This is a genomic window from Pedobacter insulae, from assembly GCF_900113525.1.
Lineage (GTDB): Bacteria > Bacteroidota > Bacteroidia > Sphingobacteriales > Sphingobacteriaceae > Pedobacter > Pedobacter insulae.
The window spans coordinates 278,402-303,113 of the sequence record NZ_FOPP01000005.1; the positions used below are offsets into that span (position 1 = coordinate 278,402).

At 37.9% G+C, this 24,712-nt stretch carries 22 protein-coding genes; 6 read left to right on the forward strand and 16 right to left on the reverse strand.

Annotated features, from left to right (window positions below):
* Window positions 1-14 precede the first annotated feature (14 nt).
* The 6 genes from BM207_RS10670 to BM207_RS10695 form a co-directional block, all read right to left on the reverse strand.
* On the reverse strand, window positions 15-281 hold the full coding sequence (locus tag BM207_RS10670) for a YtxH domain-containing protein (protein WP_090993780.1): 267 nt from the start codon (window positions 279-281) through the stop codon (window positions 15-17).
* Window positions 282-340: 59 nt separating this feature from the next.
* A complete protein-coding gene (locus tag BM207_RS10675; RefSeq protein WP_090993782.1) occupies window positions 341-1,393 on the reverse strand; it encodes an AI-2E family transporter in 1,053 nt (350 codons plus the stop codon).
* Between the two features lie 6 nt (window positions 1,394-1,399).
* Window positions 1,400-2,812: a sigma-54-dependent transcriptional regulator gene (locus BM207_RS10680; protein ID WP_090993784.1), complete on the reverse strand. Its 1,413-nt coding sequence runs from the start codon at window positions 2,810-2,812 to the stop codon at window positions 1,400-1,402.
* 72 nt (window positions 2,813-2,884) lie between these two features.
* Window positions 2,885-3,532 (reverse strand): outer membrane beta-barrel protein, encoded by a 648-nt coding sequence (locus BM207_RS10685; protein WP_090993786.1) that lies wholly within the window; start codon window positions 3,530-3,532, stop codon window positions 2,885-2,887.
* A 17-nt stretch (window positions 3,533-3,549) separates the two neighbouring features.
* Window positions 3,550-4,332, reverse strand: coding sequence for an enoyl-CoA hydratase/isomerase family protein (locus BM207_RS10690; protein WP_090993788.1), 783 nt, complete (start codon window positions 4,330-4,332; stop codon window positions 3,550-3,552).
* Between the two features lies 1 nt (window position 4,333).
* Window positions 4,334-4,753, reverse strand: a complete 420-nt coding sequence (locus BM207_RS10695) for a cobalamin B12-binding domain-containing protein (protein ID WP_090993790.1) — start codon at window positions 4,751-4,753, stop codon at window positions 4,334-4,336.
* A gap of 196 nt (window positions 4,754-4,949) precedes the next feature.
* Between BM207_RS10695 and BM207_RS10700 the strand changes: the two genes are divergently transcribed.
* Window positions 4,950-6,608, forward strand: a complete 1,659-nt coding sequence (locus BM207_RS10700) for a glutamine--tRNA ligase/YqeY domain fusion protein (RefSeq protein ID WP_090993792.1) — start codon at window positions 4,950-4,952, stop codon at window positions 6,606-6,608.
* Window positions 6,609-6,646: 38 nt separating this feature from the next.
* Here the strand turns inward: BM207_RS10700 and BM207_RS10705 are convergent, their stop codons facing one another.
* The gene (locus BM207_RS10705; RefSeq protein WP_245768080.1) at window positions 6,647-7,483 is read right to left on the reverse strand and encodes an N-acetylmuramoyl-L-alanine amidase; all 837 of its coding nucleotides are present in this window, start codon (window positions 7,481-7,483) and stop codon (window positions 6,647-6,649) included.
* Between the two features lie 91 nt (window positions 7,484-7,574).
* On the opposite strand from BM207_RS10705, the gene BM207_RS10710 reads away from it, so the two are divergent.
* The gene (locus BM207_RS10710) at window positions 7,575-9,248 is read left to right on the forward strand and encodes a dipeptidyl-peptidase 3 family protein (RefSeq protein ID WP_245768081.1); all 1,674 of its coding nucleotides are present in this window, start codon (window positions 7,575-7,577) and stop codon (window positions 9,246-9,248) included.
* Window positions 9,249-9,457: 209 nt separating this feature from the next.
* Window positions 9,458-11,902 (forward strand): outer membrane beta-barrel family protein, encoded by a 2,445-nt coding sequence (locus BM207_RS10715; protein WP_090993794.1) that lies wholly within the window; start codon window positions 9,458-9,460, stop codon window positions 11,900-11,902.
* Here the strand turns inward: BM207_RS10715 and BM207_RS10720 are convergent.
* The 8 genes from BM207_RS10720 to gltX form a co-directional block, all read right to left on the reverse strand.
* Window positions 11,899-12,267 (reverse strand): response regulator, encoded by a 369-nt coding sequence (locus BM207_RS10720; RefSeq protein ID WP_090993796.1) that lies wholly within the window; start codon window positions 12,265-12,267, stop codon window positions 11,899-11,901. The genes BM207_RS10715 and BM207_RS10720 overlap by 4 nt on opposite strands.
* Window positions 12,264-12,845, reverse strand: a complete 582-nt coding sequence (locus BM207_RS10725) for a chemotaxis protein CheB (protein ID WP_090993798.1) — start codon at window positions 12,843-12,845, stop codon at window positions 12,264-12,266. Before BM207_RS10725 ends, BM207_RS10720 begins: the two co-directional genes overlap by 4 nt.
* Entirely contained in the window at window positions 12,832-13,665 is an 834-nt protein-coding gene (locus BM207_RS10730) for a CheR family methyltransferase (protein WP_090993800.1), read from the reverse strand. The genes BM207_RS10725 and BM207_RS10730 overlap by 14 nt, the downstream gene beginning before the upstream one ends.
* 1 nt (window position 13,666) lies before the next feature.
* Window positions 13,667-14,041, reverse strand: coding sequence for a response regulator (locus BM207_RS10735; protein ID WP_090993802.1), 375 nt, complete (start codon window positions 14,039-14,041; stop codon window positions 13,667-13,669).
* 17 nt (window positions 14,042-14,058) lie between these two features.
* Window positions 14,059-17,643: a response regulator gene (locus BM207_RS10740; RefSeq protein WP_090993804.1), complete on the reverse strand. Its 3,585-nt coding sequence runs from the start codon at window positions 17,641-17,643 to the stop codon at window positions 14,059-14,061.
* Between the two features lie 10 nt (window positions 17,644-17,653).
* Window positions 17,654-18,784, reverse strand: coding sequence for an ATP-binding response regulator (locus tag BM207_RS10745; protein WP_090993806.1), 1,131 nt, complete (start codon window positions 18,782-18,784; stop codon window positions 17,654-17,656).
* A gap of 93 nt (window positions 18,785-18,877) precedes the next feature.
* On the reverse strand, window positions 18,878-19,708 hold the full coding sequence (gene ypfJ / locus BM207_RS10750; RefSeq protein ID WP_090993807.1) for a KPN_02809 family neutral zinc metallopeptidase: 831 nt from the start codon (window positions 19,706-19,708) through the stop codon (window positions 18,878-18,880).
* A 180-nt stretch (window positions 19,709-19,888) separates the two neighbouring features.
* Window positions 19,889-21,397, reverse strand: coding sequence for a glutamate--tRNA ligase (gene gltX, locus BM207_RS10755; RefSeq protein WP_090993810.1), 1,509 nt, complete (start codon window positions 21,395-21,397; stop codon window positions 19,889-19,891).
* Window positions 21,398-21,515: 118 nt separating this feature from the next.
* On the opposite strand from gltX, the gene BM207_RS10760 reads away from it, so the two are divergent.
* Genes BM207_RS10760 through BM207_RS10770 form a run of 3 tightly spaced genes read left to right on the forward strand, consistent with a single transcriptional unit; the run spans window position 21,516 to window position 23,627 of the window.
* Window positions 21,516-22,721 carry a sensor histidine kinase gene (locus BM207_RS10760; protein ID WP_090993812.1) on the forward strand — a complete coding sequence of 402 codons (1,206 nt, stop codon included), beginning with the start codon at window positions 21,516-21,518 and terminating at the stop codon, window positions 22,719-22,721.
* Complete coding sequence (locus BM207_RS10765) at window positions 22,702-23,205, forward strand: DinB family protein (protein WP_090993815.1); 504 nt, start codon at window positions 22,702-22,704, stop codon at window positions 23,203-23,205. The genes BM207_RS10760 and BM207_RS10765 overlap by 20 nt, the downstream gene beginning before the upstream one ends.
* Window positions 23,202-23,627 (forward strand): hotdog fold thioesterase, encoded by a 426-nt coding sequence (locus BM207_RS10770; RefSeq protein ID WP_090993817.1) that lies wholly within the window; start codon window positions 23,202-23,204, stop codon window positions 23,625-23,627. The genes BM207_RS10765 and BM207_RS10770 overlap by 4 nt, the downstream gene beginning before the upstream one ends.
* Here BM207_RS10770 and BM207_RS10775 read toward each other — a convergent pair.
* Entirely contained in the window at window positions 23,610-24,698 is a 1,089-nt protein-coding gene (locus BM207_RS10775; protein WP_090993819.1) for a serine hydrolase domain-containing protein, read from the reverse strand. The two genes, BM207_RS10770 and BM207_RS10775, sit on opposite strands and share 18 nt — an antisense overlap.
* Between the last annotated feature and the right edge of the window lie 14 nt (window positions 24,699-24,712).

A 24,712-nucleotide genomic window follows, 5' to 3' on the forward strand; every position in this document is an offset into this window, starting at 1 on the left:
AAATTTTAGGTAAATCAAACGTTTTCTACTTCACTAGAATATTCGTCTTCTACTTCCCTTAATTTACCTTTGATTGAATCAACAACTTTATCTTTTAAAGTCGCAAGATTATTGATTTCGTCTGCCGCTTTATCCTTAATCGAATCTCCTAAATCTTTCAAAGATTGACTTAGTTTGTCGCGGGTTTCACTTCCCTTTTCTGGTGCAAATAATAAACCTAATGCAGCACCTGCTGCTACACCTGCTAATAGCGCTATTAATACTTTTGAGTTGTCGTTCATGATCTTAAATTTATGTTTAACAATTTTTTATTTACAATGGCAATGCACTTTAAGTTATATTATAACTCATCATGCTCCTGAATTGTTTTTATTCGATCCAATCTTTCTGTTGCTTTCGCGCTTTTTTCATAAATCCGGATCAATAAAAAGAAGTAAGAAAACAGAAGTGGTCCAAAAACTAGTCCTAGTATGCCAAATAAAGGAATACCAATAACCACGCCAATAACCGTAATTACAGGATGAATGTTGCCAACTTTTTTGGCAATCATAAAACGAAGCACATTGTCAATATTGATAATTACGACGAAGCCAAATATTAACATGGCCCATCCGGCAAAGTTGTTTCCATCAGCAATTTGTAGTAAAGCGGCAGGCACAAACACGACAGGTGGGCCTAAAATTGGCACAAATGAAATAAATGTTGTAATTACGCCCCAGAAGACGGGGTCGCTGTAACCTAAGACATAAAAGCATAAGCTTACTAATGAACCTTGTACAATGGCAATAAACCCTTGTCCCACTACATTGGCATAGGTTGTGTTGCGCATTTCCTCGGCAAAACGTTTTGCATTTTGTTCTCTAAAAGGGGCATATTTTAACAGCGCATTCTCGAATGAGTCTCGTTCTACTAACATAAAGTATAGTAAAAAGTACATCAAAAGTAACCCGAAGACTATATTAAACACTCCGGTAATGAGGGAAGGGAATAGCCCGGTTGCCCAAGTGCCTGCTTTTTTCAATCCGTCTTCAATCATTTGAGTAGCATTTTCGCTAAACTCAAATAGATGTTTAATTTTATTAAGGAGATTGGTAAAGTAAATCTGATTATTGTTCAGCTCTGTTATCTTTGCAATTACCATGCTGCTTAGCGCATAAAATGGAAGAACAAGCACAATAAGCGAAAGAAATAGCAATGAAATTGCAGTAAAGCTTTTATTCCATTTTTTTACTTCTGCAAAATGGATATAAGCAGGCCTGAGTATGGTATATAGTACAAGCGTACTTAATATAGATCCAAAAATGCCTTGCAAAGAATAAGCAATTAGACAGCCTAATGCTATAATAATCACCAGGTTTATGTTATTGCGTTGCTTATAGGTAAAGATGGACATGGTATACTAGTTATCCAAGTTTATAGCTTTCATCTTATTATAAAGAGTCTTCCTATCTATATTCAGAAGCTTTGCAGCCTTGGTTTTATTAAAGTTTACTTCTCTTAATACGTTTAAAATAGCTTCGTATTCTGCCTCTAAAGCGGCATTTTTAAGATCCCGTGGTTTAGTAGTATTAATAATTGTATTTCCTACTGCTGCTTCAATGGCTGTAGCTTTTGCATAAGTAGAAATTTCTAAAGGAAGTGCTTTGAGTTGGATTTCTTCATTTTCTGTTAACAATGTGGCCCTCCGCACTACATTTTTTAACTCTCTAACATTTCCAGGCCAGTTATAGGTTAAGAAGCATTCTTCTACTTCATGAGAAAAGGAAGTCACGTTTCTATTAAGCTCATCGTTGGCTATTTTAAGAAAAGTATGAGCAAATACAATAATATCTCTTCCTCTTTGGCTAATAGGAGGCAAGTGAATAGAAAATTCATTAAAACGATGATATAAATCTTCTCTGAACCGCCCCTTTTGAATAGAATCGCTTAAATTTTCATTGGTAGCTACAATAATCCGAACATCAAGTTCTATTTCTTTCGTGCTTCCAATACGCTTTATTTTTCTTTCTTGAACTGTTCTAAGCAACGCAGCCTGAATGTCGTACGATAAATTTCCTACTTCATCCAAGAACAAGGTGCCCCCGTTTGCCATTTCGAAATGGCCAATTTTCGTATACAATGCACCGGTAAAGGAACCCTTTTCGTGTCCAAAAAACTCGCTTCCTGCTAATTCTTTCGTTAAAGAGCCGCAATCCATCGCTACAAAAGGTTTGTCTTTTCTAGGGCTATTTAAATGGATCGTCTTAGCAACGGATTCCTTACCTGTACCACTTTCGCCGGTTAAAATTACGCTGTAGTTGGTGGGTGCAACCAACATGATCTGTTTGATAAGATCTTTTGATGCGCTACTTTGACCAACTACAAACTCATCAGTTTCAATTAGCTGCTTAGTGCTCTTGTCTTTTTTTACATCTGATGCTATTGACTCAGCGTCATTTTGGTTTAAAGCAATTTGAGTTTCAATTGCCTTATTAATCGTATTTAGAATTTCGTCCGGATATAGCGGCTTCGTTATATAGTCGTACGCACCAAGCTTAATCAATTCAACGGCTAATTTAATATCAGAATATCCTGTAATGATGACTACGCCAGTTTTAGGATAGAGGTCTTTTACTTTAATTAAAATATCCTTTCCATCGGTATCTTCTAAACGGTAATCGCACAATACCAGATCAAAACTTTGTTTAGCAAGATATTCCATTGCCGAAGCGCCACTGGTTGCTGTTTCAACAATAAAAGAGTTCCGGGTTAAAAATTTAGATAATAGAAGCCCAATATTTACCTCATCATCTACAATTAATATTTTCTTCATGATAAATGCGTAACCAAATAATATGAGTTAAATATAAGCAAATATTTAGAATGGGCAATAATTTCTACACTGTTAAAAGTCGAAACCTATTCTTAAACCCAAAAAACTTGCGGGAGCTTTGCTTAGCCCGTTTCCATCATTTAAACTACCTACGCCTTCAAATTTTAGGCCCTTCCCTCCATTAATATCGCTTAGCGTTTCATATCTTAAACCAATGTCGAGTTTGCCAAAGCGGACGCCAATACTTGGCGCATAGCCAAAAGTTGAGCCATTTACAAATCCTTCGTTAACGTCGCCCGTTGTCATGTCTATGTTAGTAATCGTATAAATTTTGGTAAAGGTCATCCCCGCTTCACCCATTAAATAAAAATTGTTGCCCAACATAAACCTTGCGCCCAACTTTACTGGAATTAGAATAGAAGGATTTGTGTCGTAGGTTTCGCTTGCTAAATCTTCAGGAAGGAGGCCAATAGCTCCGCCTGTTAAAAGTACATCGAGGTTTTCAGCAATACCTTTCGAAAATCGGAGGGTTAGTCCGCCCCCCACTTTATAGTTATAAAGATCTTTCATGTCGCCCATCGGTAGAGCACCTTCAAGACCGATGCCAAAGCGAAAGCCTGTTACGGGTTTATCTGGTGGGATTGGTCTGGTCTGTGCTTTTGCCGTTACTGCACCTATAAGTACCAAACCGCATAAAAGGCTTAAAATTTGTAATTTCATTATTAATGAATGCTTGGTTAATTTCCTTTAAAAATAGGTTTTCTTTTCTCAAGAAATGCATTAACTCCCTCTTTAAAATCAGCGGTGTCAAAGCATTTTCCAAACTCGTCAATTTCTACATTGAAACCATTTACCTCGGGATTTAAGGAGGCATTGATGGCGTTAATGGCGCTGGCAACCGCCAAAGGGGCTCTTTGTTTAATCTTCGCTAATATTTCTTCGGCTCTCGCAATTAATGCACTTGGTGGTACTACTTCATTTACAAGGCCAATTTGGGCCGCTTTTTCGGCTGTAATCATATCGGCAGTTGTGATCATTTCCATTGCTCTTCCTTTGCCTATTAGTTGGGTCAAGCGCTGTGTTCCACCATAACCGGGAATTAACCCTAATGTCACTTCAGGAAGGCCCAATCTTGAATTTTCTGAGGCAATTCGAATGTGGCAGGCCATAGCTAGTTCTAATCCGCCGCCAAGTGCGAACCCATTGATGGCTGCCACGAAAGGTTTTGGACAATTGGCGATTGCATCAAAAACATTTTGTTGGCCTGTGCGACCTAGTTCTTTTCCTTCTTCCAGGTTATAGTTTTGAAATTCTGAAATATCAGCTCCTGCTACGAAAGCCTTTTCACCCGCTCCAGTTAACAAAACCCCACGAATTTCGTGATGAGTGGTAGCATAGTTAATTATAGCGGCTAATTCTGCGAGGGTTGCCTTGTTCAAGGCGTTCAGCTTCGCCTCACGGTTAATTGTTACATAAAGGATATTTTCCCTTAATTCTGAAAGGATGTTTTGATAAGTCATATTAAAAGTTTCTATGTTCAGCAACCCAGTTTTCGATATAGCTAACAATGGTAGTCATTGGTGTACCAGGAGGGAATAAGCCACCTACGCCGATTTCTTGTAAAGCGGCTACATCTTTTTCGGGAATAATGCCGCCTCCAGTCAGTAAAACATCGGTCAGCTCTTTTTCCTTCATAATTGCGATGATTTTTGGGAAAACCGTCATATGGGCTCCAGAAAGGATCGAGATTCCGATGGCATCCACGTCTTCTTGTAGCGCTGCATTTACCACCATTTCTGGGGTTTGTCTCAATCCGGTATAGATCACTTCCATGCCCGCATCGCGTAAAGAGGTAGCGATTACTTTCGCGCCTCTATCATGCCCGTCTAAGCCGACTTTTGCTACTAAAACCCGTATTGGCCTGTTCAGTGCTTTACTCATAAAACTTGTTATTTGGTTTTCCTAATATGGTGTAAATGTAAATATTTTTGGGCACTATCATGCAACTTGATGAGGGTACTCAAATAGACCGGGATGGCTGATATTTATTCAATCTTGAAAACCCAGATATTTTACTGCTGTCCCTTCATAAGCCCGGTTAATTTATTAACTTTGAGGTTCAAAAGATACAATTTATATGAGTGAAGAAAAATCATTAAACTTTATTGAAGAGCTAATAGAGAATGATTTAAGTAGTGGAAAGACGAAAACTTTGGTTACCCGTTTTCCTCCTGAGCCAAATGGGTATTTACATATTGGCCATGCTAAGGCGATTTGCCTAAATTTTGGGCTAACGCAAAAATACGGTGGATACACCAATTTGCGCTTTGATGATACTAATCCGGTAACGGAAAAAACAGAATATGTAAACAGCCAGCAAGAGGATATTCATTGGTTGGGTTTTGAATGGAAAAACGAGCTTTACGCATCTGATTATTTCGACCAGCTGCATGCCTTTGCGGTAACTTTGATTGAAAAAGGTTTGGCTTACGTAGATCATAGCACAGCTGAAGAAATTGCTGAACAAAAAGGCACGCCGACCGAACCGGGCAAACCGAGCGTTTATCGTGCGCGTACCATCACTGAAAACTTGACTCTGTTCGCGAGCATGAAAGCTGGAGAGCTTCCTGACGGCGCTTGTACTTTACGTGCAAAAATAGATTTAGCCAGTCCGAATATGCTGATGCGTGACCCAATTATTTACCGCATTAAGCATGCGCATCATCACCGTACCGGAGATGCCTGGTGCATATACCCGATGTACGATTTTGCCCACGGACAAAGTGATAGCATAGAAAACATTACTCATTCCATCTGTACGCTCGAGTATGTATCACATCGTGAATTGTACGATTGGTTTATTGAGCAATTGGGTATTTTTCCTTCAAAGCAATATGAGTTTGCCAGATTAAACCTTACCTATACTGTAATGAGCAAGCGTAAATTGCTGCAATTGGTAAATGAGGGTTTGGTAAGCGGTTGGGACGATCCGAGAATGCCTACCATTAGCGGCTTGCGGAGAAGAGGCTATACACCAGAGAGTATTAAAGAATTTTGTGAGCGCATAGGGATTGCTAAAAGAGAGAACTTAATTGAACTAAGCTTGTTGGAGTTTTGTATCCGTGAAGATCTGAACAAGCGTGCTACCAGAGTGATGGCAGTTTTAGATCCTATTAAACTGGTGATTACCAATTATCCAGGAGGACAAGCAGAAACCTTAATTGGCGAGAATAATCCAGAAGCAGAAGATAAAGGCGGAACTAGAGAAATTCCTTTTAGCAGGGAATTATGGATAGAACGTGAAGATTTTATGGAAGAGCCGGCTAAGAAATGGTTCAGGTTAGCCCCGGGTGCGACGGTACGTTTAAAACATGCCTATATTGTTCAATGCCACGACTTTAAAAAAGGTCCGGATGGTGAGGTAACGGAAGTGCATTGTACCTATATTCCTGAGTCAAAAAGTGGCGAAGACACGAGTGGGATTAACGTAAAAGGAACAATCCACTGGGTTAGTGCGGCGCACGCAAAAACTGCAGAAGTGAGATTATACGATCGCTTATTCAGTGTTGAGTCGCCAGATAGTGAGGAAGGTGATTTTAAAGAGTATTTAAATCCATTAAGCATACAAACGATCAGCAATGCTTATATAGAGCCTTATTTGGCAACTCTAGCTGAACATCAACCGTATCAGTTTATCCGAAAAGGATATTTCTGTGTTGATAAGGATTCATCGCCGGATAAGTTGATTTTTAATAGAACTGTTGGATTGAAAGAAGCTTGGAAGCCGAAGGCTTAGTCAAAAGCAAAAAAGCGACCCATGGTCGCTTTTTTGCTTTACAAATATTTCTTATAGAGATTATATAATATCAACTTATCAGATTCGCTTAGGGTTTTAGAATCCCCATCGGGTGCAAAATGTATTTTGAAGGCATTGATGGCGTTGCCGACATTGCTCACATTATAGCCGATAATACGAAGCGCTACAGTTGTATCAAAATCTAGTGGCGGCATGGTTAATATATCATCATACCACAATCCGAAACCATTTATAGCTAAAGTTTTCCAGGGGAAGTTTCTAGGATCGTTTTTACGACCCGGGGCAAAGTCGGCGTGACCTATAAAATTAGCTGTAGGTATCGAATACTTCTTTTTTAAGGTAGCCAACACGGAGCAAAGACTATTAATTTGGGCATCTGTCCACGGATCTGTTGTTCCATTGTTATCCATTTCTATGCCTATTGAGCATGAATTCATATCTGTTACTGTACCCCATTTACCTGCCCCGGCATGATTGGCACGTAAATAATCATTAACCATTTGATATACTTTACCATCTCTGCCAATTACATAGTGCGCACTGGTTTGCGTTCTTTTTAACGTAAAGGTTTTTAAAGTTTGTGCGGTTGAGTCTTGCGCAGTATGGTGGATAATTACATAATTCGGCTTACGGATTCCCATGTTCACAGTGCCTACAAAATGCTGCTCGTTGTTTAATGAGTCGATATATTGTCCGGTTGGGGGCGTAGCCTTAATAATTTTGGAAAAATCTTTTGCCATGCGCTTATATTCTTTATCGGTAGCAGCATATTTTGAAGAGCTACAACTGTTAAGTAATAAAGAAATTGCAAACAAGAAGTAAAGAGATTTAGTTAAGTTTTTATACAGCATCATATATTTTGATTGTGGCAGATTAATTAAAGGGTCTTATTTTTTACTAATTTAGTGCTTTGAAATCATTTCAATAAGTAACAATTTTAATTAGATGAACAACGTGAATAAAAACAGCCTATTATTTTTTGGTTTAATGTCAATTGTTGGACTTTTTGCCTGTCAAAATCCTACACAAACCACCGAGCATAAATCCGATAAAAAGGCAAGCGATACGTTACAGGATTACGTTGATAGTAGAATTAAAATTTACGAAAGGGTAAAATTAACTACCAATTTAAATCAGCTTAGTGCAAGTGAGCGTAAAGTTTTGCCTTTGTTAATTCAGGCTGCGGCTATTATGGATGATTTGTTTTGGAAACAAGCTTATCCACAACGTGATAGTTTATTGAATACCGTGAAGAATGAAAATACAAAGGAGTTTATAAAGATAAATTATGGTCCTTGGGATCGCTTAAACGGTGATAAGCCTTTTGTTGCTGGCGTCGGGCAAAAATCGGAAACAGGAACTTTTTATCCGGCAAATATGACCAAAGAGGCCCTTGAGAAGTCTGATGTTAAAGATAAGTATGGCTTATATTCTGTAATTCGTACAGAAAAAGATAAATTGATTTCGGTTCCGTATCACGTTCTTTATGCCGCTGAGCTCCAAAAGGCGAGCAATTTGTTAAAGCAAGCGGCACTGTTAACTGACGATGCCGGATTTAAGAAATATCTAAACTTAAGGGCTGAGGCTTTGATAACTGATAATTATAAGGCCAGCGATTATGCGTGGCTCGATATGAAAAACAACGGGTTAGACATCATTATCGGGCCGATAGAGAATTATGAAGACAAGTTGTTAAATGCACGAGCAGCTTTTGAAGCCTACGTGTTGGTAAAGGATAAGGATTGGAGTAAACGATTATCGAAATATGTTTCGATGTTGCCAGCATTACAGAAGGAGCTTCCTGTTGCAGAAAAATATAAAAGAGAGGTTCCCGGGACCGACTCCGAATTAAATGCTTACGACGTGGTTTACTATGCTGGAGATTGTAATTCGGGTTCAAAAACCATTGCGGTGAATTTACCGAACGATGAGGAAATTCAACAAAAGAAAGGAACCCGTCGCTCGCAGTTAAAAAACGCCATGCTCGCTAAGTTTGATAAAATTTTGGTGCCGATTGCCAATGAATTAATTGCCAAAGACCAACAAAAATATATCAAGTTTGATGCATTCTTTGCAAATGTAATGTTTCATGAAGTGGCTCATGGACTGGGAATAAAAAATACGGTTAATGGAAGTGGGACTGTTCGTAACGCTTTAAAAGAGCAATACTCATGGTTAGAGGAAGGAAAAGCGGATGTTTTGGGTCTTTACATGGTTACTGGATTGCTTAAAAAAGGAGAATTGACAGGGGATATTAAAGAATATTATACCACGTATATGGCTGGTATTCTTCGCTCTGTTCGTTTTGGCGCATCAAGTGCGCATGGAAAAGCGAATATGCAGTGTTTCAATTATTTCAAAGCACAAGGAGCTTTCGAAAGGGCAAATAGTGGAACATACCGCGTTAATTTCGAGAAATTTGCAACCGCTATGAACGGATTGAGTGGAGTTATTCTTGCTTTGCAAGGGAATGGGGATAAAGTTGCGGTTGAAAAAGCACAAAAGGAAAATGGAGTTATCGGCGCAGAATTGCAGTCAGATTTAAATCGTTTAAGTAAAATCGGTATCCCTGTTGATATTGTTTTTGACCAGGGAGTTGATGTATTAGGTGTGAAATAGTTGTTGTCTTGTATGCTTTTGGAGGAACAAAGAAAAAATGAAAATTTCTTGTAACCTTTTTTCGCTACTTGTCGTCTATATCATACAAACTAAAATAAGAGGGATTTTCTTCCTCTTAAGCTAAGCTAAAATTTTTGGAGTAAAAACCAATCGTGTGCGAGCACGTGGAACTTTTATGCTTAATTTTTAACCTAATAAACAACTAGTACATGAAGAAGATTTACTATTTATCGATTATCCTACTCACTATTTTTACCACAGGGAAGGTGCGAGCTCAAGAAAAGGCTGTTCAGGGAACAATAAACGGGTTTGTTTTCGATGAGAGCCAAAAACCGGTCGACTACGCAACTATTGGACTTTTTAAGGCAACAGATTCATCATTGATAAAAACTACCTTAAGCGGCGCGGAAGGGAAATTCCAACTGGTGGGAATAAAAACAGGAAACTACTACCTAAAAGTAAACTTAATGGGGTTTGCCCCGTATAAAGGGAATGAATTTAGTTTAACAGAAAAATTGCTGAGTTTGGATTTAGGTAAAATTATTATTCAATCGCAGGGTAAGACCTTAAAAGCTGTGAGTATTACAGCAGTGAAGCCATTAATTGAAAGGAAAACAGATCGTTTAGTGATGAATGTTGAAAATAGCAGTGTGGCTATTGGGTCAACGGCCTTAGAAGTATTACAAAAGGCTCCGGGAGTTACAGTTGATCAGGATGATAAAATTTCAATGCAGGGAAAACAAGGCGTATTGATTATGTTAGACGGTAAGCAAACGTACATGAGCAGTGCTGATGTGGCCAACTTGTTAAGAAACATGCAAAGCGAACAAATTGAAAGCATTGAGTTAATAACTAATCCATCTGCTAAATATGACGCTGCTGGTAACTCTGGAATTATCAATATCAAGACTAAAAAGAATAAAAATGGCGGAACCAATGGCAGCGTAAATGCAGGAATGGGTTATGGAAAAAATTTAAAGGCCAATGGTGGAATTAACTTAAACAATAGGACGGAGTACGTTAATATTTTTGGTAATTATAACTATGGTAATAATAGAAGGGGCAATCATATGACCATCGATCGGATAGCCAATGGGAATAAGGACACCTATTTTATGCAATTAACGGACAATATTCGCCACGGTAAGAATAATAATTTTAAAGCAGGCATCGACGTTTCTTTGAATAAAAATAATACCATTGGGTTTTTGGTGAATGGATATTTGAACCGCTCTATTGAAGATGCGGATAATTCAACATTGATAGGTTCGTCGTTTACCAAAGTAGATTCTTCACTTGTTGCTAAGAATATCATCTCCAACCGCTACAATAACATAGCCTATAATCTTAATTATAAATCGGTTTTGGATACAGCGGGACAGGAAATATCGGCAGATTTAGACTATTCACGATTTAGTGGTAATGATGGAGGAAACTATATCAATAATTATTTAAATGCGAGTGGAGGTTCAGCAAGACCAACAAGCCACATCAGGAATACAACACCCAGTATTATCAATATTAAAGCTTTCAAGGTAGACTATAGTCTTTCAATTAACAAAACAATGAAGTTTGAGGCTGGCTTGAAAAGTAGCTGGGTTAGAACGGATAACAACCTGATTGCAGAAGAAAATATAAATAATGTTTGGCAAAATGACGTGCGAAGGAGCAACCAATTTGTATACGATGAAAATGTAAACGCTGCCTATACCAATTTGAATAAGCAGTTTAAGCATACAAGTATTCAATTGGGACTACGAATGGAGCAAACACACTCTAAAGGAAATTTAATCACAACCAACGATGTTGTTGATCGAACCTATTTTGATTTCTTTCCAAGCATTTTTATCAATCAAAAGCTTAATAAAAATAATCAATTAGGAATTTCTTATAGTCGCAGGATCGACCGACCTAGTTATGATGATTTAAACCCTTTTATTTATTATCTTGATCAATATACCTATGGTAAGGGAAATCCGTTTTTGAATCCACAATACACCCATAATTTCGAATTGTCTTATACCTTATTGCAAAAGTATTTACTGAGCTTCAATTATAGTAGGGTTAACGATGTAATTACCCAAGTTATATTGCCTGATAATTCCCAAAAAGCATTGTACCAAACAAATGCTAATATTGCGAAAAACATAAGCTATGGTGCGAACTTAAATATTCCTATTAAGTTTGCCAAATGGTGGGAGATGAATAATAACTTAAATGTATTTTATCTAAGTTTCGAAGCACCTGATTTAGCAGGAAGTGCATTAAAGACAGGGAAAACTTCATTTCAGTACAAGGTCCAGAATACTTTTACCATTGTTAAAGGTTTTACTGCAGAGCTGATGGGTAGTTATGAATCGCCATTAGAATACGGAACACTAAGTATTGGCGCTAGGTATGGGATTGATATGGGCCTTACCAAATCTCTGCTTAATAAAAAGGCAAGTTTAAAGCTAGCCTTAAATGATGTGTTCAATACACAAGCTTCAAACTTATCAAGCACTTATCCTGGCTTAAAGTACACGCTTTACCAAAAAAATGAAACACAAGTTGGTAGAATCAGTTTCACCTACCGATTTGGTAAAAATGAGATTAAACCCGCTCGTCGCCGTGCTACCGGAACTGAAGCAGAGCAAGGAAGGATGAAAAATTAGGCATCCTGTATTAAACTTGATTTTACAATTTCTTCGAAGGCTTGAATATCAAAAGGTTTGGCCAAATAGTTATCAGCGCCCGCTTTTTCAGCGAGCGCTTTTACGTCATTATTAGCCGAAAAATAAATTACTGGAATATGTTTTAATAAAGGGTCGCTTTTAAGTTCCTGAGTTGCTTCAACGCCACCAACATCAGGCAACCAATTATCCATAAAGATCAAGTCGGGCATATAGGCCGAAACCTGGTTGGTGATATCGTTAGAGGTAGCAGAAGTTTTGATTTCGTAACCAGCATCCTCTAGAATTAAGGTGCATAATTCCAGGATGTCTGTGTTGTCGTCAAAAATGAATACTTTCTTGTTCATTGTACAGTAAGCGGTTGGTTTAATGAATTAATATAACTTGCCATATCTTCGGGTTTAAGAATATGCGCTATCTTTACTTTTAAAATCGCCTGTTCGGGCATATAGCTTACGGAGGCAGTGCTTGGATCTTGCGCTAGAGCTACGCCTTTATAATGTGTTACAGTTTCTAATCCATTCACACCATCAGCGTTTGAACCCGACAACAATAGGCAAGCTAGTTTGTTTGTGTATACTTCGGCGGCAGACTGAAAAGTTACATCGATAGAAGGCCTGCTGTAATTTACTTTTTCTGAGTAGTCTAAAGAAAATGTATGCTCTTTTTCGATAAGTAGATGATAATCTGAAGGAGCTATGTAAATTGTTTTAGGCATAATTTCTTCCTTTTCTTCAACTTCTTTAACTTTTAATTTGGTCCTGGCCGATAATAAGTCAGCCAAAAGAAAGTCAGCGCCCTGTTTTCTATGTACAACAATGATAATCGGAAAGCTCATATCTGTTCTTAAGTCGGGAAGAACCTTTAAAAGAACTTCTAAACTTCCGGCAGAGCCCGCAATAATCAATGCTTTACACTCTTTCACCCTGTTTCCTCCAAATTTTTTCTGTATTTAACCGTTTATATTTTTTTGTAATGGGTGAAAAATCAATAGTTTCTTTAGTACCTAGTGCTAGGTAACCCAAATTTTCCAAGCTTTGATCAAAAAGCTGTAATACATTAAATTGCAGGCTTCTATCAAAATAGATTAAAACATTTCTACATAGAATTAATTGAAACTCATTAAAAGAGTGATCGGATACTAAATTGTGCGTCGAGAAAATGATTTTAGACTTTAATTCGTCGCCAAACTTAGCTAACGAATAATTAGCGCTGTAATATGACGAGAAATCTTTAATTCCCCCTGAAGAAATGTAGTTTTCGGAATACTGTTTCATCTGACTCATTGGAAACATAGCTTGTGATGCTTTTTCTAAAACTATTGGATTAATGTCTGTAGCGTAAATTAGTGATTTATTTAATAAATTTAGTTCTTTTAATACAATTGCAATAGAATAGGCTTCTTCTCCGGTAGAACATCCGGCAAGCCAAATTCGAATAAAAGGATAAGTTCCAAAATGTGGGAGTACCAGATTTCTCAATGTTTTATAGAAGGCAGGATCACGGAACATTTCGGTCACATTTACGGTAATCTGTTCTACAAAGCGCTTAAAATAACTTTTATCGTTAATAATTTTATACCGAAATTCTGCAAAGCTTACTTGCTTATCAAGGCCAAATACCCGATGTATTCTACGCCTTAACGAGGCTCTGGAATAACCCGTAAAATCATAACCATACCAGGCTAACACATCTGCAAGCAAAAATTCAATTTGTTCGTCGCTTATAGTGATTTGATTAGACACGTTACAGATGCTTATTGATTTGATTTACTAGTTCCTCGATATTAATTGGTTTCGAAATATACCCAACGGCGCCCGCTTCCAAACACCTTTCTTTATCGCCTACCATAGCCTGTGCGGTAACTGCAATTACGGGTATATGTTTTAATTTCGGTAATTCTTTCATTTTGGACATTGCTTGATAACCATCCATATCGGGCATCATCATATCCATTAGCACAACGGCAATGTCTTCATCATTTTCGATCAAGCTAAAACCTTTTTTGGCGCTGCTAGCTGATAGGCAAGCATATTTTTTTGCTTTAAGGACAGCTGTTAATGCGAATATATTTCTGCTGTCGTCGTCTATTATTAGGATTTTTTTTGTTTTAACTTCCATAAATTTTTAAAACAATTTTAAACTTTATCATATAACCAAACTCGTAACAATGAAATCAGCTGGTCTATATCTACTGGTTTAGAGATATAGTCTGATGCTCCAGCTGCGATGCATTTTTCGCGATCTCCCATCATTGCCTTTGCAGTAACAGCTAAGATGGGTAATTGTTTATACTTTGGCATTTCTCTTATTGTACTGGTGGTTTGGTAACCATCTAATTCTGGCATCATCATATCCATTAGCACAACGTCAACTTTTGGATTTTCCTCTAGTACACGTAATGCTTCTTTGCCATCCGTGGCCGATAGTACACGCATATTATGTTGCTCAAGCGCCTTGGTAAGTGAAAATATATTGCGTACATCATCATCAGCTACTAAGACCGTTTTATTTTTTAGCACCTGGTGGAGACCGCCTAGATGCTCTGGAATCTCTTTGCTTTGTTTGCCTTTCTCTTCAATTAAATGCAGGAATAAGCCAGCTTCGTCCAAAATTCGCTGATAAGAGTGAGCAGTTTTTATTACAATGGAATCTGCATATTGTTTAATTCTACTTTCCTCCCCCTTAGATAAGCTTTTTCCTGTAAAAACAATGATGGGCAAATTCTCCAAGCCGTTGCTTTTCTTGATAGTTTCGAGGGTTTGATAAGCGGTTTTATCAGGAACACCCATATCGAGAATTACACAATCTACTTCTTTTTGTTGTAGTGCGTCAATACTTTCATTTACATTTCGCACTACTAAAGTTTGAATATTGGAGTTGCTTAAGAAATAGCTCAAAGCTTTGGCATGTTGCTCATTTTCTTCAACAATCAATACTTTTTTTGGATGTCTACTCAATGCTTCTTCTAATTTTTCAAAAATCTGCTTCATATGTTCCAATGCAACAGGTTTATTGATAAAGTCTACCGCGCCTTTTAGTAAACTTTCTTTTTTTACGGCAAGCGACGACATGATATGAACAGGTATTGGTCTCGTGTTAGGGTTTGCTTTTAACTCTTCCATTACTTCCCAGCCGTCTTTTATTGGGAGCTGTATGTCTAACAAGATAGCAAGTGGGTTAAATGCATTGGCCATTTCTATGCCTGCATCGCCACGAACGGCGACTATTCCTTTATAATTTCTTTTACGGGTAAAGTCTAATAATGTTTTAGCAAAGGCTGTATCATCCTCTATAATTAAGATGACTTTATCGTCAGGTAAGATGTTGTTCCGATCATCTTCAATATCATTTGGAATATGGTTTACAGTGAAACGCTCATTGAGTTCTTTTGCTTTTTCTGCTAGCACGGCTTGTTCCAACTCAAATTGATTTTGTTGTTCTAGGTATTCAGCATTATCACCATAATTGATTGGAATTGATAAGGTAAACTCACTTCCAAGTCCTTCAGTGCTTTTTAATTTTATCTCACCCCCAAGTAATTTGGCTAGTTCCTTGCTAATTGACAGACCCAAGCCCGTGCCGCCAAATTTACGGCGTGTGGTACCATCTGCTTGTTGAAATGCTTGGAATACCAACGACAATTTGTCTTCTGCAATTCCAATTCCGGTATCCTTAACTTTAAATATGATTGTTTTATAACTGCGATCGGTAGCTAAGCTTAAACTCACCTTTCCTTTTGCCGTAAACTTAAAGGCGTTAGATAATAAGTTCTTTAAGATCTGATCCAGTCGCATTTTATCGGTGACCATAGTCTTCGGTAAATTATCCGCTATATTAATTTCGAAATTTAGGTTTTTGTCTTTAGCGATGGGGTTAAACAGTGCACGTAAATTTCTGGCTATGGCATCAATATTAACCTCTTCGATTTCTAGTTTCATTTTTCCAGCTTCGATTTTTGAAAGATCTAGGATCTCATCAATTAAGGTTAATAGTCCTTGTCCCGAACTTTGTATCACCTCAGCGTATTCCGTATATTCTTTAGCCAGCTCTTCATTGTCGGCCATTAACTTAGAAAGTAACAATATAGAATTTAAAGGTGTACGCAGTTCGTGCGACATGTTAGCTAGAAATTCAGACTTGTATTTGGTACTAAGTTCAAGCTGCTCCGCTTTTTGCTGTATTTCTATATTGCGTTCTTGAATAGTCTGATTTTTTTCTTCCAATAAGCTGCTTCGCTCTTCTAATTCTTGATTAGTATGAAGCAATTCTTCTTGTTGAACCCGGAGTTCTTCTTCTGAAGCCTGAATTTTCTGTGTCTGTGCCTCAAGCTCTGCGTTTAATCCCTCAAGTTCAGTGTGTTGTGCTTGCAGTTCCTCGGCTTGAGCCTGCGTTTCTTCTAAAAATTCTTGTAATTTTTTCCGATTTTGAGCCACATGAATTGCTACTCCTATATTGTTGGAAACGCTTCTTAAAAACTCTAGTTTTCGTGGTGGATAAGTATTTAACGTGCCTAATTCTATAACTCCAACCATTAATCCATCCCGTAAAATAGGAAATGCCACTATCGTTTTTGGCTTTGTTTGGCCACTTGCATAACTAATAGTAAGATCTGTCGCTTCAATTCCCTCCAAAACCATTAGTTCTCTCGATTCTAAACATTGTCCGATCAGTCCTTCTCCCAAAGCAACTACAGGCTCTTTTAAGTGCCTTTCTAACGCATAAGAGCCAGTTAAATGAAGATATTTGTCTTCGTCAAGTACATAAAGTGCAGCAACATGGCTCTTGGTATGCTCTACCAGTAAATCCAACATGTCGTTTGCTAAAGTTGGTAAATCTTTTTCTCCAACCATTTTATCGTTTAGTTTCGCAACGCCTGTTTGCAACCATTCTTTGTCTTCTAACAAATTAAAGGAATAATGTAATGATTCGGCCATTGCATTGAGTGATCCAGCTAAACTTCCTAGGCTATCTTTAGATTCATCATCCATTCTTATCGAATAATCGCCCTTTGAAATCTGTGCGGCGATAGTTTGGATAATTTGAATTCTATTGGCAGTTTCTTCATTAGCATCCTGCAATTCTTTTTGTAACTTAATGCGTTGATTAAAATCCTTTGAAACTTTTCGGTAAAAAAACAGCGTAATCAATAAGGATAAAAGCGCAGCGAAAACAATAAGAACTGGTGTATAACCTGCAAACGCATTTAATTCAGTAGTGCGGGCTGCCAAAAGTCTTCTTTCTTCTGTTTGCATGTCGTTGATAATCTGCCTTACCTTATCCATGTAAACTTTGCCGTCCAATAAATAGCCTTCGGACACCGTGGCGCCATTTTCTTTAACTTTAATAGTTTTCTCGATAATGTTTAATCTGCTGTCTAAGATTTCTTTTAGTTCATCTATTTTTTTTTGATGAAATACATTTTCTAGAGTTTTTTCCTTGATGGTATTATATAAGGCATTTACTCTCTCGCTGGCTCCGATATAAGGTTCTAGAAATACCTTATTCCCTGTCAGCAAATAACCTCTTTGACCCGTTTCAGCATCTTTTAAGGTAGATATCGCGTTGTCGAGTCCGTTCATTATCTCGTTGCTTTGGGAGACCAACTCAGCATTCTTTATTAAATTATTTATACTGACATAAGAAGCAAGGGAACTGAGGATTAATAAAATTAATGATAAGCCAAGGCCTAAACGAAGATTAGTTTTTAAGGATAACTGCATCGAGATATTTTTAATTAGTTGTAGCTTCTGTTTTTAAATTAATCGGCATAATAAAGTAGAATTCTGAACCTTGTCCATATTCGCTATTGACCCCAATTTCACCTCCGTGCCTTCTAATAATTTCCGAAGAGATATAAAGACCAATGCCAAGTCCCTGAAACCGCTGAGAAGTTTCTTCAACCCGGTAGAATTTATCAAATACGTGTTCAAGCTGTTCCGGTAACATGCCGATTCCGCTGTCTTTTACGGCGACATACACTTGTTCATCTTTCACGTTAACAGTGATCAATATTTCTTCCGTACCCGGTGAATATTTAATCGCATTGGTTAAAAAATTAACAATTACCTGTTCTATTCTCATTTCATCCGCAAAAATATTACAGTTTGCCTTGCCTCTTTTTATGATTTTAAAGGTAGGATTAGATTGATGCATGATTTCTAATACATTATCCAATAGGTAATCTATGGAAAATTCTTGTTTATTAAGCTTTAACTTTCCACTTTCAATTTTTGAAATGTCAAGTAGATCGGCTATGAGGCTATTGAGCTTTTCAAGTTGTATTTGTGCTTTCTCTAAGTGTTTTTTCACCGTTGCAGTATCTCCTTTTATAACACTTCTTTCTAGTAGCTGTACATAACCCTTTACGCTGGTTAATGGTGTTTTAAGTTCGTGACTGGCAATGCTAATAAATTCGTCCTTTTTACGCTCTGCTTCCTTTCTGAATTCGATTTCTGCCAATAGCGTTTCTTGCATCTCTTTTAACTTACGGCTTTGCTCGTAAATGCGGTAGAAAGTTTTAACTTTTAAAAGAAGGATATTCATGTCGAGCGGTTTGGTAATATAATCCAAACCACCGGAGGAATACCCTTTCGCAATGAATTTAAGTTCAGTATTTGCTGCAGAAAGAAAGATAATGGCCGTTTCTTTTGCCTTACTGTAGCCAGAAATCGCTTCAGCAACTTCAAAGCCATCCATATCTGGCATCTGTACGTCGAGTATAATTAAAACGTAAGAGTTTTTTAATACTTTTTTAAGTGCTTCCTCGCCTGAAGATGCTGTGTCTACTTCGAAATTATTTTTTTCGAGAACTTTCTTGAGTGAGATTAAATTTTCAGGGGTGTCGTCAACAATAAGGATCATTCGCGAAAATAGTTAGAGCAAAAAGAGTAGATTTTTTTAAAGAGTTTTTACCTATAAGAATAGGTAACAAATTAAATTGACAAAATGTTTTAATTAATTAGAGTTAAAGGTATCGCCTTGTCGTATATCACCAGTTTCAAATCCTTTTTTAAACCAGTACATTCTTTGAGCAGAACTTCCATGGGTGAAAGAGTCGGGAACCACTTCTCCTCCCGATTGTTTTTGTAGTTGATCATCACCAATTGAATTGGCGGCATTTAGGGCCTCTTCTATATCACCAGCCTCTAACCTAAAGTTTTTTAAATACTGCGCTCTGTTGGCCCATAAACCGGCGAAAAAATCGGCTTGTAATTCTAATTTTACAGAGAGCCTATTATACTCGGTCTGGGTTAGTCCACGTCGAGCTTTCTCCATTTTGGCTGCGGTACCCAATAGGTTCTGAACATGATGTCCAACTTCATGTGCAATTACATAAGCTTGGGCAAAATCGCCAGCGGCGTTAAAACGGGTCTTAAGCTCGTCGTAAAAAGAAAGATCAATATAGATTTTTTGATCTCCAGGGCAATAAAAAGGACCAACTGCAGCATTTGCGTTTCCGCAGGCAGATTGTACAGCGGTTGTAAATAATCGAAGTTTAGGCTGTTCATAAGTTAAACCCATTTTCGAGAATTCAGCCGCCCACACCTGTTCTGTTGATTCAAGGACGCCTGATACGAATTGCGCCTGTTCATCGCCCGCTGGAACACCATTCTTAACTTCACTTTGCTCCACTGCCGGCATTTGGCTAACCAAGCCAGTTAGATCTTGACCAAAAATAAGGCCTAAAATCACGATAATAATACCTACTCCACCGCCTAATGCCACACGGCCTCCGCCTCCTCTGCCATCTTCAACATTGTTACTGCCTTTTCCAAACCACTGCATAATTTAAATTAAGTTAAAAAATGATGAACAAATTTTAAACTAATTTAGTTTTTTTTGTGAGGGATTAGAAGAATTATTTGCGAATTGGCGGGATGTAGGCTTCCGTTGCGAGGCTCCCGTCATTGCGAGGCACGAAGCAATCTAATCATAAGATTGCTTCGTGCCTCGCAATGACGAGTACTAGTTAAAAAAGCTTATTGCTTTTTCAATCCTTTTTTGAGTTTCGGCAACACCTAACATTACTGCAATATCAAAAACTCCAGGGCCAAACTTACCGCCAACTAACATCACCCTAAAAGGCAACATCAATTCACCCGGTTTAAAGCCACTAGTCTCTGCCAGTGATTTAAAAAGCTCTTCCATTTTGATCGCATTCAAATCTGAATGAATTTTTTTACCAAAATTTTCAAAAAAATCAGCTTTCTCTGTATTCCATTTTGGTTTTACTGCAGCTTCGTCATAACTGGTCGGAGTATTAAAGAAATATCCGGTTTGAGTCACGAAATCACCCAAAAGTGTACAACGGTCTTTGACTAATTCAATTACTTTCGCTAGAAATTCTTTGTCCTTAACCTCAATCCCACCTTCGGTTAATAAATTATGTACTGGAGCCATCAAGACTCCAACTTCCGAACGTTTTATCCATTCATGGTTATACCATTTCGCTTTTTCAAAATCGAATTTGGCACCAGCCTTACTAATGCGAGCAATGGAAAATAAATTAACTAATTCTGTTAGTGAGAATATTTCTTGATCTGTTCCGTCATTCCAGCCCAGCATTGCTAAAAGATTAACAAATGCTTCAGACATAAAGCCTAATTCTTTAAAACCTTTAGTAACATCACCCGTTTTAGGATCGGTCCAGTTTTGGGCATAAACCGGGAAGCCTAACCGATCTCCATCTCGCTTACTTAACTTCCCATGCCCATCGGGCTTTAAAATCAGGGGTAAATGCGCCCATTGCGGCATGGCGTCCGCCCAACCTAAATATTTCCATAATAAAATATGAATCGGTGCTGAAGGCAACCATTCTTCTCCTCTAAAAGCGTGACTAATTTCCATCGCCCGATCATCCACTACGACGGCTAAATGGTAAGTGGGCATTCCGTCTGCTTTCAACAATACTTTATCATCAACCAGATTGGTTTCGAAACTTACATCACCCCTAATCATGTCGTTAAACGTTACGGTTTCATTTTCTGGGATGTAAATGCGAACAACATAGGGTGTATTTTGTGCCAAAAGATCAGTTACTTCATTTGGACTTAATGTCAATGAGTTTCGCATTTGCATGCGGGTTGCTTGTCCGTATAAGAAATTAGGAACCTCTTTACGTTTTGCATCTAGCTCTTCTGCCGTATCAAAAGCATAATAGGCATAACCATTTACAATTAATTGTGCCGCATATTGCTTGTAACTTGCTTTTCTTTCACTTTGACGATATGGTCCGAAAGCACCAGGTTTTTCAGGGCTTTCATCGGGAGTAATACCACACCAATTTAAACAATCTACGATGTATTCTTCCGCTCCAGGTACAAATCTGTTCTGATCTGTATCTTCCACACGTAGTATGAATGTTCCACCGTGCTGTTTAGCAAATAAATAATTAAATAAAGCAGTTCTAACGCCACCTAAATGTAAACCACCTGTTGGACTAGGGGCAAATCTAACTCTAACTTTCTGTTCCATATCTTATTCGAAAAACTAAAAGATTGTATTTCCGCGCAAAGATATATATTTTACTATTCGATACTTGCTACTCGATACTTAATCTTTGTTGGTTATTTTGTAATTTGCCTCTCGTACTATGAATCCATATCAGAAAAAGCGTCGCTGGAAATTTTTCTTGCTCATATTTGCCGTTGTAATTGGAGGAGCATCTGTTGCGTATTCTGATTTCTTTGTAAAGAAAATGGAGCGTGAGGAAGCTGCGCAGTTTCAGTTAAAGGTAAAAGTGTTGGAGCAACAAATGACAATGTACGACAATCCTCAGCTCACGGGGGTTTTTGAAACCATTAAAAAAAACACCAATGTTGCCGTTATCATTACGAAAGAAGACGGGTCGATATATACTTATGACGGCCTAGATACAACAAAGACCTTTTATGATATCAATACAGCCAAGGTTTACGACTCACTATATTTTGTACGGCAGCTCGATAAAATGAAATCGCAACACAAACCTGCGCCCATCGCCTTTGGTGATGAGAAGCTACTTGTCTATTACAAAGATTCATTCATTTTAACGCAATTACGCTTTTTCCCCTATATTCAATTAGGGGTTATTGCCCTATTTGTTTTAGCGGCATATGTTGCTTTTAGCCAGGCTCGCAAAGCTGAGCAAGATTCAGTTTGGGTAGGGTTAGCGAAAGAAACTGCCCATCAGTTAGGCACTCCAATTTCTTCATTAATGGCGTGGGTAGAGCTCATTAAAGGTCGTTTTAATGCCGAAGAAGATCCTCTTGTTGCCGAAATGGAAAATGATATCCATCGCTTAGAGATTATTACAGATCGTTTTTCAAAAATTGGATCGAAGCCTATGCTTGAAGATCATATCGTATATGTTGTTATCCAGAACTTCGTTGACTATTTTAAGATCCGAACTTCCGATAAGATCAATTTCGTCATTGCAGGCGATAATCAGGTTAGAGCATTGCTAAGTGTACCGCTTTTTGATTGGGTAATTGAAAATCTGTTAAAAAACGCCGCAAATGCTATTGAAAATGTGGGAACTATCACGATAAACATTACCGAACATCTAGCTAAAGAAGAGGTGTTTATCGACGTGATCGATACAGGAAAGGGCATTCCAAGCTCTAAGTTTGATACAGTATTTCAACCTGGATACACCACACGCAAGAGAGGGTGGGGATTGGGCCTGTCGCTCACTAAGCGGATAGTTGAAAACTATCATAGTGGAAAAATATTTGTAAAGGATTCCGAAATTGGAAAAGGAACAACATTTAGAATAATATTAAAAAGTAGTATTACATATGAACCGACCACAAATTAACGAGTACCCAGAATGGGGTCAAAATTACATAAGCCAGGTAGAAGGAAATGTAATGGATATTTTAGAAAAGCAAGCTGACGATTTTCCAAGCTTTATTAATAGTTTGGCCAACAAAGGTGATTATGCATACGCTCCTGGAAAGTGGACAATTAAGGAGTTGGTTGGGCACATGATTGATACTGAACGCATTTTGGTTTACCGGTTATTGTGCTTTGTTAGGGGAGAAGCAGCAGGTTTGCCAGGCTTCGAAGAAGATGATTATGTTGCCAACGCACATTTTAAAGATGGTAATTTATCTAGCATGGCTGAAGAGTTTTCTTTGTTGAGAAAAGCCAACCTTTACTTGATAAAATCACTTAATGAAGATGAACTGGATAGGATGGGAACGTCAAATGGAAAACGGATGAGTGCACGTGCAATAGTGTACGTTTTGGCTGGACATGTTATTCACCATACTAAGATTGTTAAAGAAAGGTATTTATGATCTGGTTTAAATCTTTTACGCCAACTTTACTAAATGAGAGGCCGAAAAATCATATTGGAGCTTTACTAGGGATAGAATTCACAGAAATTGGGAATGATTTTTTATGTGCTACCATGCCAGTTGATGAACGGACACATCAGCCAGCTGGTATTTTACATGGAGGAGCCTCGGTAGTGCTGGCCGAAACGCTCGGTAGCATCGCTTCTTATATGTGTGTTGATCCCGATAAATATATTGCTGTTGGCCTTGAGGTAAATGCAAATCATATTAGGCCAGTACGGAGCGGATTTGTAACAGGGGTTTGTAAGCCTATTCATATAGGCGGAAAGACCCACGTTTGGGAAATTAAAATGTATACTGATAAAGGTAAATTAAATTGTGTGAGTAGATTAACGGTAGCGATCTTATCTAAGCCGTTGTAAGGCTAACGCGGCGATTTCCCTAGTCACTTGCGTTGGCGAATTGCAACTGCAATTGCTTAAACCAACTACATAAATGTCTCGACTAGGAATATACACTGCCATGCTTTTAAAACCAAATATGCTGCCGCCGTGTTCTCTCGTTGAAATACCGTTTATATTCTTTAAATGCCAGCCGTATCCATAGGTGAGTAGAGTTCCATTATTCAATTTATATTGACTGGTTACCTTTTTCATTGTACCCGCTTTGACAAATAGATTTTGGTTCAATGCGTTTTGCCATTTTAGCAGATCAGCAGTGGTAGACATTAAGGAACCGGCTGAAAAAGGGATGGCAAAACTAATGGACGTTTTATTTACATAGCCAGTTTCTTTTTTGTCGTAGCCAGAAGCTCTGTTCATCACTATCTTTCTATCGCTAGCATAACGGGAATCATACATTTTAGCTTTGTTGAAGATGTTCCTTTGGACAAAAGATTCATAAGTTTCTCCTGAAATTTGCTCAATAAGGTAACCTAAAATAACATAGCCAGAATTATTATACTCAAATTTATCTCCAGGTGCAAAGTCAACCGGTTCATTTTTAAAGAAATTTATTAATTCTTTGGGCGATAAATCACTTCGAGCAATGCGATCAATTGACTTCATGGTTGTGAAGTCCTTTATCCCAGCTGTATGCGTTAATAGATGGTGGATGGTAATTTTATTCCCTACCGGATAATCTGGAAGATAGCGGGAAATAGGGTCATTTACGTTCAAGCGGCCCTGCTCTTCGAGCATCATAATTGCTATAGCCGTAAATTGCTTGGTCATTGACCCGATTTGGAATACCGAATTTATCCCTATATCTGCATCTACTTCAATGTTTGTCTTTCCAAACGCCTTTTGATAAATGGGGATTCCGTTTTTCGCAACCAGCAATGCCATCCCAGGCCCGGTTTTGTCATGAACTACGGTTGACAATAAGCTATCAACCGTAGTTTCAAAATTTTGGGCTATTGCTACATTAAAGGGACTTATCGAAATAATTGTGCATAACAATATTGCGTAGCCTGATTTTAAATATTTAAGCATAGAAAGTGGTTTAC